The organism is Nosocomiicoccus sp. HMSC059G07 (assembly GCF_001815515.1).
In the GTDB taxonomy this organism is placed as follows: Bacteria; Bacillota; Bacilli; order Staphylococcales; family Salinicoccaceae; genus Nosocomiicoccus; species Nosocomiicoccus ampullae_A.
Window position 1 is genome coordinate 14621 of record NZ_KV820782.1, and the last position, 12498, is coordinate 27118.

The 12498-nt window shown below is 37.5% G+C and carries 14 protein-coding genes and 1 pseudogene; all 15 read left to right on the top strand.

Translation table 11 applies throughout. The annotated features are described in order from the left end of the window. The first annotated feature begins 52 nt into the window (after nucleotides 1-52). The 15 genes and pseudogenes from HMPREF3029_RS00590 to yidC all read left to right on the top strand — a co-directional run bounded on the left by HMPREF3029_RS00590 (nucleotide 53) and on the right by yidC (nucleotide 12476). Nucleotides 53-571 (top strand): F0F1 ATP synthase subunit B, encoded by a 519-nt coding sequence (locus tag HMPREF3029_RS00590; RefSeq protein ID WP_052327239.1) that lies wholly within the window; start codon nucleotides 53-55, stop codon nucleotides 569-571. After that, nucleotides 571-1110: an ATP synthase F1 subunit delta gene (gene atpH / locus HMPREF3029_RS00595; protein ID WP_068128554.1), complete on the top strand. Its 540-nt coding sequence runs from the start codon at nucleotides 571-573 to the stop codon at nucleotides 1108-1110. Before HMPREF3029_RS00590 ends, atpH begins: the two co-directional genes overlap by 1 nt. 14 nt (nucleotides 1111-1124) lie before the next feature. After that, nucleotides 1125-2633: a F0F1 ATP synthase subunit alpha gene (atpA, locus tag HMPREF3029_RS00600; protein ID WP_068128552.1), complete on the top strand. Its 1509-nt coding sequence runs from the start codon at nucleotides 1125-1127 to the stop codon at nucleotides 2631-2633. A gap of 35 nt (nucleotides 2634-2668) precedes the next feature. Next, complete coding sequence (gene atpG, locus HMPREF3029_RS00605) at nucleotides 2669-3541, top strand: ATP synthase F1 subunit gamma (protein ID WP_070457035.1); 873 nt, start codon at nucleotides 2669-2671, stop codon at nucleotides 3539-3541. Between the two features lie 21 nt (nucleotides 3542-3562). Beyond that, the gene (gene atpD, locus HMPREF3029_RS00610) at nucleotides 3563-4981 is read left to right on the top strand and encodes a F0F1 ATP synthase subunit beta (protein WP_068128550.1); all 1419 of its coding nucleotides are present in this window, start codon (nucleotides 3563-3565) and stop codon (nucleotides 4979-4981) included. A gap of 18 nt (nucleotides 4982-4999) precedes the next feature. Beyond that, the gene (locus HMPREF3029_RS00615; protein WP_068128549.1) at nucleotides 5000-5407 is read left to right on the top strand and encodes a F0F1 ATP synthase subunit epsilon; all 408 of its coding nucleotides are present in this window, start codon (nucleotides 5000-5002) and stop codon (nucleotides 5405-5407) included. A gap of 47 nt (nucleotides 5408-5454) precedes the next feature. After that, nucleotides 5455-5685: a DUF1146 domain-containing protein gene (locus tag HMPREF3029_RS00620; protein ID WP_068128547.1), complete on the top strand. Its 231-nt coding sequence runs from the start codon at nucleotides 5455-5457 to the stop codon at nucleotides 5683-5685. Between the two features lie 64 nt (nucleotides 5686-5749). Continuing rightward, entirely contained in the window at nucleotides 5750-7027 is a 1278-nt protein-coding gene (murA, locus tag HMPREF3029_RS00625) for a UDP-N-acetylglucosamine 1-carboxyvinyltransferase (protein ID WP_070623375.1), read from the top strand. A gap of 14 nt (nucleotides 7028-7041) precedes the next feature. Further along, nucleotides 7042-7227: a DNA-directed RNA polymerase subunit beta gene (locus HMPREF3029_RS00630; protein ID WP_040928291.1), complete on the top strand. Its 186-nt coding sequence runs from the start codon at nucleotides 7042-7044 to the stop codon at nucleotides 7225-7227. Nucleotides 7228-7231: 4 nt separating this feature from the next. After that, complete coding sequence (fabZ, locus tag HMPREF3029_RS00635) at nucleotides 7232-7666, top strand: 3-hydroxyacyl-ACP dehydratase FabZ (RefSeq protein WP_040928290.1); 435 nt, start codon at nucleotides 7232-7234, stop codon at nucleotides 7664-7666. A gap of 480 nt (nucleotides 7667-8146) precedes the next feature. Beyond that, nucleotides 8147-8794, top strand: a complete 648-nt coding sequence (locus HMPREF3029_RS09690; RefSeq protein WP_070709213.1) for a transglycosylase family protein — start codon at nucleotides 8147-8149, stop codon at nucleotides 8792-8794. Between the two features lie 118 nt (nucleotides 8795-8912). Continuing rightward, nucleotides 8913-10508 carry a M20/M25/M40 family metallo-hydrolase gene (locus HMPREF3029_RS00645; RefSeq protein WP_070457027.1) on the top strand — a complete coding sequence of 532 codons (1596 nt, stop codon included), beginning with the start codon at nucleotides 8913-8915 and terminating at the stop codon, nucleotides 10506-10508. Between the two features lie 13 nt (nucleotides 10509-10521). Next, entirely contained in the window at nucleotides 10522-11319 is a 798-nt protein-coding gene (thiD, locus tag HMPREF3029_RS00650; RefSeq protein ID WP_070623750.1) for a bifunctional hydroxymethylpyrimidine kinase/phosphomethylpyrimidine kinase, read from the top strand. Next, nucleotides 11304-11513 (top strand): annotated as a pseudogene (locus HMPREF3029_RS09040) (hypothetical protein); the annotation flags it as partial. The gene thiD and the pseudogene HMPREF3029_RS09040, both read left to right, overlap by 16 nt. Before the next feature lie 96 nt (nucleotides 11514-11609). Continuing rightward, a complete protein-coding gene (yidC, locus tag HMPREF3029_RS00655; protein ID WP_068128534.1) occupies nucleotides 11610-12476 on the top strand; it encodes a membrane protein insertase YidC in 867 nt (288 codons plus the stop codon). The last annotated feature ends 22 nt before the right edge of the window (nucleotides 12477-12498 follow it).

The following is a 12498-nucleotide window of genomic DNA, read 5'->3' on the forward strand; positions in this document are numbered from 1 at the left end:
GTTTCTTTTGTAACCTTAAGTATTGTGAACTTTCTTGAAAGGAGTGTACATAGTGGAACTATTAATATTAGGCGCTGCACCGTCGTCAATCCCAACGGCTTTTGGTACAGGTCTCGTTTTACTCGGGAGCTTCTTAGTACTACTTTTTGCTCTTTCATATTTCGTATGGGAACCAGTTAAAAAAGTAATGGACGACCGTGAAAAGTTAATTCACGACGACATCGAGAGCGCTGAAATTGCAAAACGAGAAGCAGAAGCGCTTCGTAAAAAGAACGAGGAAATTTTATCTCAAACTCAAGCTGAAGTTAGTGAAATGTTTGAAAAATCTCGTGAAGAAGCGAAAGTACAACAGCAGTCAATTATTGACGAAGCAACAATAAATGCGAAAAGACTTATGTCTGATGCACAAAAAGATATTGAGCAAGAAAAAGAAAAAGCAGTACGTGAAATCAACGACCAAGTCGCTGAATTATCTGTTTTAATTGCTCAAAAAGTGATTGAAAAAGAATTGTCTCCACAAGATCAAAAAGATCTCATTGACAAGTACCTACAGGAAGCAGGGGATAGATAATGAGTTTAGCTAAACAGTATGCAAATGCCCTGTTTGACGTAGTAATTAAACATGACCAACTTGAAGAAGCACGCTTAGATTTAAACGAAGTATCTAAAGTGGTTTCAACAGTTGATGATATTAACGAGTTTTTAATCAACCCGAAAATATCTAAAGAAACAAAATTAACGACGATTCGTGACAGCTTCAAAGGAACGAATGAGTATGTATTTAATATGTTACTCGTACTCACTGAGAAGAAACAATTTTCAATTGTGTCACGTATTCACGAAGAATTTACACATCTGTACAATGAACATTACAATCAGGCGAAAGTTATCGTGGAATCTGTTTACGAATTAGAAGATGAACAAGTAGCTAAAATTGAAGAAATCTTCAAAGCGAAAACAGGTTATGACAAATTGCTGATTGAAAACAAAATAAACGAATCTTTAATCGGTGGATTTAGAGTACTCATTGGTTCTAAAGTATACGATGAATCAGTTGTACTTCAATTAAGAAAAATTAAAGACCGTTTTAAAACAACGAAAAATATTTAAGGAGTGAAATTTCTATGGCAATCAAGGCTGAAGAAATTAGTGCTCTTCTCAGAAGTCAAATAGAAAACTATGAAGCTGACATGGAAGTCTCAGATGTCGGTACAGTTACTGAAGTCGGTGACGGTATCGCAGTTGCTCATGGTTTAAACGATGCGATGGCAGGAGAGTTACTTGAGTTCTCTAACGGTGTGTTAGGATTAGCTCAAAACCTTGAAGAAGACGAAGTTGGTATCGTTATTCTTGGACCATATTATGATATTAAAGAAGGCGACGAAGTTAAACGTACTGGGAAAATCATGGAAGTACCAGTAGGTGAAGAACTTATCGGTCGTGTTGTAAACCCACTTGGACAACCAATCGACGGTAAAGGTCCAATTAGTACAACAAAAACTCGTCCTGTAGAAAGTCCAGCTACAGGAGTTATGGATCGTAAATCAGTATTCGAACCATTACAAACAGGAATTAAAGCGATTGACGCTTTAGTACCAATCGGACGTGGTCAACGTGAGTTAATTATCGGTGACCGTCAAACTGGTAAAACGACACTTGCAATCGACACGATTTTAAACCAAAAAAACGAAGATATGATTTGTATCTACGTAGCAATCGGTCAAAAAGAATCTACAGTACGTTCTACTGTTGAAACATTCCGTAAGCACGGTGCATTAGACTACACAATCGTAGTAAGTGCAGGTGCATCTGACCCAGCTCCATTATTATACATCGCGCCATACGCGGGTGTATCTATGGGTGAGGAGTTCATGTTCAACGGAAAACACGTATTAATCGTATACGATGACTTAACAAAACAAGCACAGGCTTATCGTGAAATGTCATTACTATTACGTCGTCCACCAGGCCGTGAAGCCTTCCCAGGGGACGTATTCTACCTACACAGTCGTTTACTTGAGCGTGCAGCGAAATTAAATGACGATTTAGGTGGCGGTTCGATCACTGCGTTACCATTCGTTGAAACGCAAGCAGGAGACATCTCTGCATTCGTACCGACAAACGTAATCTCGATTACAGACGGTCAGATTTTCTTACAGTCTGACTTATTCTTCTCTGGTGTGCGTCCAGCGATCAACGCGGGGCTTTCAGTATCTCGTGTAGGTGGTTCAGCACAAATTAAAGCGATGAAGAAAGTTGCGGGTACACTTCGTTTAGACTTAGCTGCTTACCGTGAGTTAGAAGCATTCGCTCAGTTCGGTTCTGATTTAGATAAAGCAACAGCTGCTAAATTAGAGCGTGGTAAACGTACAGTTGAAGTACTTAAGCAAGGTGAAAACCAACCACTACCTGTCGAAGAGCAAGTAGTAATTCTCTACGCATTAGTAAACGGTTATTTAGATGATGTTGCAGTACAAGATATTACAAGATTCGAAAGTGAATTCTTAGAGTGGCTAAGTGCAAACAACAAAGAATTATTAAACGGTATCCGTGAAACATCAGAGCTTCCAGATCACGAAGCATTCGATGCAGCAATTAACGGATTCAAAAAGTTATTTAACAGCAGTAAATAATAAATAACACTATTTATATAAAGGATGGTGAAATCATGGCTTCATTAAGGGAGATAAAAGGTCGTATTAACTCAACTGAAAAGATGAGTCAGTTAACGAGTGCGATGAACATGGTCGCGAACTCAAAACTCGGTCGTTCAGAACAAAACACTAAAAACTTCCGTCCGTATATGGACCGAATGGAAGAAACAATCCAAGCAATTGGAGCAGGTGGAAACAACGTTCACCCGATGCTAACTGCACGTCCTGTTAAGCGTGTTGGCTATATCGTAATCTCAAGTGATACAGGTAAAGCAGGTCCATACAACGCAAACGTTATTAAAGCAATAACAACTGAAATCAATGAACGCCATAACGGTAACCAAGACGAAATTTCACTTATGGTTCTCGGTAAAATGGGATACGACGTACTTAGATTACGTGGCTATAAGATAGATGACTACCGTCTAGGGTTACCAGATCAGCCATCATTTTCGGATGTGAAAAAAATAGCGGCGGCAGCAATTCGTCAATATGAAGATGAAGAAATCGATGAGCTTCATATTATCTATAACGAATTCATCTCTATCCTCGAGCAAAAAGTAACTGTAAGACAGTTACTTCCAATGTCAGAAGATGATATAGAAACGAAAAATGAGTACACTCATCTCGCTTCTTATGAATTCGAACCAGATAAAGAAACGATTTTAAAAGAATTATTACCACAATACGCTGAAGCTATTATTTACGGTGCTTTACTTGAAGCAAAAACAAGTGAGCATGCTGCTCGTATGACAGCGATGAAAGCTGCTACGGACAACGCAAACGAATTGATTGGTGAGTTAACATTGTCTTACAACAGACTAAGACAAGCAGCGATTACACAAGAAATCACAGAAATTGTAAGTGGTGCACAAGCACAAGAATAATAATTTATAGGAGGAACTCAAATGGCTTTAGGACACGTGGTCCAAGTTATGGGACCTGTTGTAGATGTGCGTTTTGAAGAAGGTCAATTACCTGAGTTAATGAACGCACTTACAATAGATCATAAAGGTGAAACTGAAGAAGATTCAATTGCACTTACTTTAGAAGTTGCGCTTCACCGTGGAGACAACACAGTAAGAACAATTGCGATGAGTTCTACAGATGGTATTCAGCGTGGTATGGAAGTAGTAAACACTGGTCAACCTATTTCAGTACCTGTAGGTAATGCCACTTTAGGACGTGTATTCAACGTTTTAGGTGAAACGATTGACCTAAAAGGTCAGATTCCTGAATCTGAACTCAGAAACCCAATTCACCGAGACGCTCCAGAATTTGAGGATCTGTCAGTAGCGACAGAGATTTTAGAAACTGGTATTAAAGTAGTAGACTTATTAGCACCTTACACTAAAGGTGGTAAAATCGGGTTATTCGGTGGTGCCGGAGTAGGTAAAACTGTATTAATCCAAGAATTAATTCATAACATCGCTCAAGAGCACGGTGGTATTTCGGTATTCGCTGGTGTTGGTGAGCGTACGCGTGAAGGAAACGACTTATACTTTGAAATGTCTGACTCAGGCGTAATCGATAAAACAGCGATGGTATTCGGACAAATGAACGAGCCACCTGGTGCACGTATGCGTGTTGCATTAACAGGATTAACGATGGCTGAATACTTCCGTGATGTGGAAGGTCAAGACGTATTACTATTCATCGACAACATCTTCCGTTTCACACAAGCAGGTTCAGAGGTATCAGCACTTCTTGGACGTATTCCATCTGCCGTTGGTTACCAACCGACACTTTCAACTGAGATGGGTCAGCTTCAAGAACGTATTACATCAACGAACAAAGGATCAGTAACGTCAATTCAAGCGGTATTCGTACCGGCCGATGACTACACTGACCCAGCGCCAGCTCAAACGTTCGCACACTTAGACGCGACGACAAACTTAGAGCGTAAAATTTCAGAGATGGGTATTTACCCAGCGGTAGACCCACTTGCATCAACGTCACGTGCGTTATCTCCAGCAGTTGTTGGTGAAGAGCACTACAACGTTGCACGTGAAGTTCAAGCAACTTTACAAAAATATAGTGAATTACAAGACATCATTGCAATCTTAGGTATGGATGAGTTATCAGAAGAAGATAAGGAAGTCGTAGCACGTGCACGTCGTATCCAGTTCTTCTTAAGTCAAAACTTCCACGTTGCAGAACAATTCACAGGTCAAAAAGGTTCGTACGTACCAGTTGAACAAACTGTTGAAGACTTCAAAGCAATCTTAGCAGGTAAATACGACCACGTACCAGAAGACGCGTTCAGACTTGTTGGTGATATGACACAAGTTCTTGAAAAAGCGCGTGAGATGGGTGCAGAAGTTTAATAACAGGAGGTTAGTTATATGAGTACAATTGCATTAGATGTAGTTACTCCTAACGGTTCTGTTTTTACTGATGATAACTGCGAAATTGTCATCTTGGAATCAACGCAAGGTGAACTTGGGGTCATGGCAGGTCACGTCCCAACAGTGACACCTTTAAAGATTGGTAGTGTAAAAGCTAAAATCGATGGTCAATTCGAATATTTAGCAATTACTGATGGATTTGCAGAAATCCGTGGCGACAAAGTTACAGTATTAACTCAAGCTGCAGAATTCGCGGATGATATCGATACTGATCGTGCACTAGCTGCACGTAAGAGAGCAGAAGAGCTTCTAAAACGTGCGCATGAAGAAGAAATCGATGAAGTGCGTGCAGAACTTGCATTCCAAAGAGCAATTAACCGTTTGAATATTGCACAATTTAAATAAACAAAAAGTCTAAGGGAAACCTTAGACTTTTTTTAAGGGGTTTTTAAATGTTTTTATCTCAAATCGCATTGATGAAAATTATATTACATATCGCATGTTCTATTTTTGCATTTTATATTTTAGACTGTTTAAAAGTAGATATGATCTTTAAAAAAGGTCATACTGCTAAAATAAGAATGTTTTACATATTGCTCGCGATTCTTCTAGGGACGAGTATGTCGAATTTTATCATTGATATTTTTGTAGAAACACAAAACCTACAACTACTATTTAGCTAAATACTTTACACTATAAATAGAAGTCTATAGAATTAAATTAATGAGAAATATGTGGAGTGAGAATATGGATAGAATTATTGTTAAGGGTGGACGAAAGCTCGCTGGAAGTGTAAAAATAGAAGGCGCTAAAAACGCAGTTCTGCCTATTTTAGCTGCGTCTCTCTTAGCATCAGAAGGAGAATCGGTAATTACTAATGTTCCAAAATTATCAGATTGTAAAACATTAGTTGAACTACTTCGTATTTTAAATGCAGATGTTAAAATCGAAAGAGATAAAGTATACGTAGACGCAAGTTCAGATTTATCGGTATCAGCACCTTATGAATTAGTGAGCAAAATGAGAGCTTCTATGCTCGTTATGGGACCACTACTTGGTCGTTACGGTAAATGTGAAGTTGCGATGCCCGGCGGCTGTGCAATTGGTAGTAGACCAATTGAACAACATTTAAAAGGTTTTGAAAAAATGGGTGCCACGTTTACAACGTTAGATGGTTTCATTGAAGGTAGAGTAGATGGACGTCTTAAAGGTGCTAAAATACATCTAGATTTTCCAAGTGTCGGTGCCACACAAAACTTAATGATGGGTGCAGCACTTGCCGATGGTGTCACTCATATTGAAAATGCTGCAATGGAACCAGAGATTGTCGATTTACAAAACTATATTAACCGTATGGGTGGTAAAGTAACTGGAGCAGGAACTGGACATATTAAAATTACAGGTGTCGATCAGTTATACGGCACAAAGCATCAAGTCATTCCTGACCGTATTGAAGCAGGCACATTTATGATTGCTGCAGCGATAACGAGAAGTGATATTTTAATTCAAAATATCGTCATTGAGCACTTAAGTGCAGTCGTATCTAAATTAGAAGAAATTGGTGTTCAAATTATTGAAGATGGGGATAATGTCCGTGTAAATGCATCGGAACCGTTAAAGCCAACAGACATTAAAACATTACCACATCCCGGATTCCCGACAGATATGCAAAGTCAGATGATGGCATTACTATTAACGATTGACGGTACGAGTATCGTTACTGAAACTATTTTTGAAAATCGCTTCATGCACGTCAGAGAATTTAATACGATGAATGCAGATATTTCACTGCAAGATAATCATGCTGTAATCCACGGTGGTAAAGAACTTCATGGTGCTCGTGTAAAAGCGACAGATCTACGTGCAGCAGCTGCTCTTATATTAGCAGGACTTGTTGCTGAAGGAGAAACGACGGTTACAGAGCTTCGTCATTTAGACAGAGGATATGTAGATTTTCATAAAAAATTAAAAGCTCTCGGGGCAGATATCGAGCGCGTTACAGAAGCTGAACTCGAACACGTTTAATTTAGAGGTGAGTTATGAAAGAGACATCTAAAATTGTACATCGAAAAATTCCGATGATTGTACGTATACTACTCTATTTATACATCGCAATTTTACTCGTCGTCATCGGTCTAATGATTGGATATGGCATATTAGGGAACCCGTTTGAAGTGTTTAGAATTGAAACGTGGCAGCATATAAAAGATCTAATGAGAGGATAAAGATATGTTAACTTATGACCAAATTAAAGCGATTATTCCGCATCGCCCACCATTTTTATTAATCGATCGTATCGTTGAAATTACCCCAGGTGAAAAATGTGTCGGTATTAAACAAGTGTCTGGAAACGAACCATTCTTCCAAGGACACTTCCCTGAATACGCAGTGATGCCTGGAGTGTTAATCGTAGAAGCACTCGCACAAACTGGTGCAGTTGCTTTATTACAAGAAGAACAATTTAAAGGGAAACTTGCATTTTTTGCAGGTATCGATAAGTGTCGCTTTAAACACCAAGTGACACCTGGAGATACTTTAGAATTAACAGTAGAAATTACACGTGTTAAAGGGCCGATTGGTAAAGGTAAAGCTGTTGCCAAAGTCGGAGACAAAGTAGCATGTCAATGTGAAATTACATTTGCAATCGGAGATCCAGCTGAGTAAAGCTGGATCTTTTTTTATACTAACTTTGATGAAAAAACGACGTATTTTAAAAAACTGTACGAAATTAAGACTTAAAATTTAAAAATTACAGAGGATCACTCTATAAATTTAAAAAATTGAGATTTGTTGAAAATAATATTTGGTTGTATATTGTGTTTAAGAAAGGAGACACATACATTTCTAGTTCAAATATGAATGGACTAATTCTCTCAAACTTGTCTGATAAAGCTGTAAACTAAATTTTTTAAGATTCTTTTCATACTCACACACACTCACTCGCCTTAAGATTTCTACGCTGCGTAAGAGAAATCTTAAGGCGTTTTTTATGTTATCTGACAACGTTAATGATAGACATCTGATTGTAATGTTTTTGTAAAAATAAAGTAAAAGCTTTATATAGCTGTAACCTATGAAATGCTTTAATTTGTTAGTATTGTATCTAGTTGAAAAAAGAGACAATATTTTGGGGGCATATATATAATGAAACGTACAATTTTTGCATTAGGATCAGTTGCGATATTAGCGAGTGGTATGGGACTTTCAACGCATGCTAAGGCAGATGAACCAACTGCAAAATCAAACGAAATAGTTGCTGAAATCGCACAAGAATATAAATCATCAGTTCAATCATTTACAGCTGAGAAAAAAGTAGAAAAAGAAATTGCACTTAAAGAAGAACTAAAAGCAAGCGAATTAAAAGCTGAGAAAAAAGCTAAGAAGAAAGCTAAAGACAAAGCAAAAGAAGAAAAAAGCGTTGAAGTAGCATATGAAGATACTAAAACGAATGAAACAAACTATAACAACGAACAAGAAGAGACATATGAAGAAACATATGATGATACATATGACAATTCTAACGCGCATGCATCAGCACCAGTTCAACAAGCGTCTAACGATGGTTTAAACTGGGCAGGACTTGCAGCGTGTGAATCTGGTGGAAATCCAAACATTGTAGATGCATCAGGAACATATCACGGCCTATATCAATTTGACGCTGGTACATGGCAAGCAATGGGTGGAACAGGTGTTGCATCACAAGCTTCTGCTGAAGAACAAACGATGCGTGCACAAATGTTATACGCTCAACGTGGTGCACAACCTTGGCCAACATGTGGTGCTTACTTATAATTACTTGACCGATTAAGATTATTCTTAATCGGTTTTTTATTTTAAATAAAAACGCTATCAAAAGACGTCAAAAAGTTGTAGTCTTATATATAGAACAAAGTAATGGAGGAATTTAACGATGAACGGTTTATGGCAAACAGAAGAGAGCCGTGTAGAGTTATTAAAAACACTCGTTAAACATGATTCAATCACACATTCAACAGGAGAGAAAAGTTTTCCAGACTTAGTAAAGAGTGAATTACTCAAACTCGATTATTTTAATACACATAGTGATCACATATATTTTGCGCATACTGAAGATGACCGACGTGCTGTCCTTGCACATTACGCTGGTAATGAAAATAATGATACAGTCGTTTTAATTAGTCACTTCGACACAGTCGGTATCGATGACTTTGGAGAGTATAAACAACATGCATTTAATATGGATAAAATAACAGATATTTTTAAATCTGATCATACGTACTTAAATGATGATGCCGTATCTGATATTAAAACAGGACACTATTATTTTGGTCGTGGTAGTATGGATATGAAACCAGGTCTTATGCTCCATATGTCTTTAATCGAAAAAGCAGCGCTTGAAAACTGGGACGTAAACTTATTACTCGTTACAGTGCCTGATGAAGAAGTAGGATCTAAAGGAATGTTAGCAGCAGTTAAAAAAATCAATGAAATAAGAAAAGAAAAAGATTTAAATATCGTACTTCACTTAAATAGTGAACCGACATTCCAACAAGCACCTGGTAACAATACGCACTACGTATATACTGGAACGATTGGAAAGTTAATGCCTGCAGTGTACGTTTACGGTAAAGAAACGCACGTCGGTAACGCGATGAACGGTTTAAGCTCGAATTACATAATGAGCTTCATCAATAAAAATATGGAATACAACAAATCGTTTATAGAGCGCTATGAGGGTGAAGAAACACCGTTACCTGTTTCGTTGATGATGCGTGATTTAAAGGCGCACTACGACGTTCAAACGCCGTTTAGAACGGTCAGTTTATATAATTTATTTATATTTAAACAAAATGCGAGTGAGATATTTAATACGTTCAACACGATTGTCAAAGAGTCGGTGGATGAGGTAAATGAAGTTATTCAAACGTTTGACGATGGTATTTATAAAGAAGAAAAAGTAAATGTAAACGTCTGTACGTATGAAGAGTTACTTCAACAAGCAATCGATAAATTTGGGGAAGATAAAGTCAGTGAACTACTAGAAAGTATTTCAAACAATCAAGACGATCATTTACAATGTATCGAAGCAATCGACAAAATTATGATGTTACTGCGTCATTTAGGACCAACAGTCGTCACGTTTTTCACTCCGCCTTATTATCCAGCAACTAACAGTTCAGAAGATACACTCGTTCAAAATATCGTCGAAACGATAAAAGAAACGAGTAAACTATTGAATCGTAACGTTGAACAAGTACATTTCTTTAACGGTATTTGTGACTTAAGTTATGTGAAATACGCGACGAGCTATGAAAGTGATAGAGTATTTAGCTTAAACACTCCGACGTTTAATAAGACGTATATGATACCTTTTGAAGATATTAAAGAAATATCAGCACCGGTATTAAACTGCGGTCCAATCGGTAAAGATGCGCATAAAGTTACAGAGAGATTATTAAAGCCGAGTGCGTTTAAAGAGTTACCTGTCGTATTAGAGACAGTGATTAAACAATATTTTGTAAAGTAAAGGAGGAGCTACAATGACATTACCAATTGTGCTCACTGTGTCGAGCTATGATCCAACAGGAGGGTCTGGCGTGAATGCAGATTTAAAGGCGTTTCAAAATTTAGGTGTATACGGAATGTCTGCAATTACAAGTTTAACGGCACAAAACTCGAGTGGTATTAAAGATGTATTAGAAATACCAGATGATTTTTTAGAAGAGCAGCTTAAAAGTATATTTGATGACACAATTCCATTTGCAATGAAATCCGGAATGATCACGAGCATACCGATGATTGAAATGCTCACGAAATACGTCAAACAGTATCATATACCATTCGTCGTCGATCCGTACATTTTTACACGCGAAGGACAGCGTATTATTTCAGAAGAGACGACGAGTGTGTTAAAACAACAATTACTTCATCATGCTGCAGTCGTGACACCGAACATCAACGAAGCAAAATCGTTAACAGGTATTGATATTGAGACTGAAAAAGATATCGAAACAGCAGCGAAAATCTTTTTAAGAGAAATCGGTGTAAAAGCAGTAATTATTAACGATAGTAATATGACTGGTGAAGCGTGTGATTATTTATATACGAAGACGACGTCGTTAAAACTCACTGAAGCAATCGTTCAGACAAAAAATAAGCGTGGAAGTGGCAGTACGTTTTCTGCAGTTATCACGGCAGAGATTGCAAAAGGGAATAGTTTAGAAGACGCGTTTAGAAAAGCGAAGCGATACGTCACTGCTGGTTTAAAAAACAGTCTAGATATCGGTAAAAAGAATGGTCCACTGAATCATTTTATCGACATTACATCATTCGTTTAAGCAAAAAGACGTTAACAATTATAAAACAAAATATTACATTTTCATTAGGGATTAAACTAATTGCATTACTACTCGTGATTCCAGGATGGTTAACTTTATGGATTGCGATATTCTCTGATATCGGAGCGACTTTAATCGTTACTCTGAATAGTATGCGATTAATGAATAAAAGAAGATTAAATATTTCTGAGTAGATTCAAATATATCGCCTATTTTCCTCATGTTTTATCTGTAAATGTGGTTGTAAGTATGGTACAATCACTCTTGTATATAAAATTAGAGGTGAAATTATGGCTAAAAAATGGCTGTTACCGTTAACGATGGGCCTCGTCTTGTTTTTAGCAGGGTGTGACTACTCGAAGCCTGAAAACAGAGATGGTTTTTTCTTTAATACATTTGTTCAACCAATGGACAACTTACTTCATTGGCTTGGAGATCACTTAAACCATAACTATGGTCTTGCGATTATCGTATTAACGTTAATCGTGCGCTTAATCATCTTCCCATTCATGATGAAAACATATAAAAATCAAATGTTGATGCGTGAGAAGATGAAGATTGTTAAACCAGAAATGGAAGATATTCAGCGCCGTATGAAAGTTGCGACGACGCAAGAAGAAAAAATGGCTGTTCAACAAGAGATGATGGCGTTATATAAGAAACACGATATTAACCCATTAAATGTTGGATGTCTACCAATCTTAATTCAAATGCCAATCGTTATGGCGTTATTCTTCGCTTTAAAATATCCATCAGAAGGTGGTATTACTAAATATCCAGAATTCTTATGGATGGACTTAACAGAGCGCAGTATTATTATGATTGCGATCGCGGTACTCGTATACGCGGTTCAAGCATACGTATCTATGATGTTCTTACCAGAAGAACAACAAAAGCAAATGCGATTATTTATGTTTATTTCGCCACTGATGATTCTGTGGATTTCGGTGATTTCACCATCTGCCTTACCATTATACTGGGCAGTCGGTGGTGCGTTCTTAATCCTTCAAACGATTATCGGTAACTTATATTACCGTAAAAAGGTCGATGAAGAAATGGCGCCGATTTTAGCAGCACACGAAAAAGAACAAGCTGAAAAAGAAAGAAAATCACAAGGTGCAAAAGTATTACCGAATAAAAACAAAAAGAAGAAATAACAAAACTCCGTTTAGCTATAGC

Bases quoted from the DNA above. Each gene is read 5' to 3' on its own strand.
- fabZ (WP_040928290.1), top strand. From the start codon at position 7,232: ATGTTAACTTATGACCAAATTAAAGCGATTATTCCGCATCGCCCACCA.
- HMPREF3029_RS09690 (WP_070709213.1), top strand. From the start codon at position 8,147: ATGAAACGTACAATTTTTGCATTAGGATCAGTTGCGATATTAGCGAGT.
- atpA (WP_068128552.1), top strand. From the start codon at position 1,125: ATGGCAATCAAGGCTGAAGAAATTAGTGCTCTTCTCAGAAGTCAAATA.
- HMPREF3029_RS00615 (WP_068128549.1), top strand. From the start codon at position 5,000: ATGAGTACAATTGCATTAGATGTAGTTACTCCTAACGGTTCTGTTTTT.
- atpG (WP_070457035.1), top strand. From the start codon at position 2,669: ATGGCTTCATTAAGGGAGATAAAAGGTCGTATTAACTCAACTGAAAAG.
- thiD (WP_070623750.1), top strand. From the start codon at position 10,522: ATGACATTACCAATTGTGCTCACTGTGTCGAGCTATGATCCAACAGGA.
- murA (WP_070623375.1), top strand. From the start codon at position 5,750: ATGGATAGAATTATTGTTAAGGGTGGACGAAAGCTCGCTGGAAGTGTA.
- HMPREF3029_RS00620 (WP_068128547.1), top strand. From the start codon at position 5,455: ATGTTTTTATCTCAAATCGCATTGATGAAAATTATATTACATATCGCA.
- HMPREF3029_RS00630 (WP_040928291.1), top strand. From the start codon at position 7,042: ATGAAAGAGACATCTAAAATTGTACATCGAAAAATTCCGATGATTGTA.
- atpD (WP_068128550.1), top strand. From the start codon at position 3,563: ATGGCTTTAGGACACGTGGTCCAAGTTATGGGACCTGTTGTAGATGTG.
- HMPREF3029_RS00645 (WP_070457027.1), top strand. From the start codon at position 8,913: ATGAACGGTTTATGGCAAACAGAAGAGAGCCGTGTAGAGTTATTAAAA.
- yidC (WP_068128534.1), top strand. From the start codon at position 11,610: ATGGCTAAAAAATGGCTGTTACCGTTAACGATGGGCCTCGTCTTGTTT.
- atpH (WP_068128554.1), top strand. From the start codon at position 571: ATGAGTTTAGCTAAACAGTATGCAAATGCCCTGTTTGACGTAGTAATT.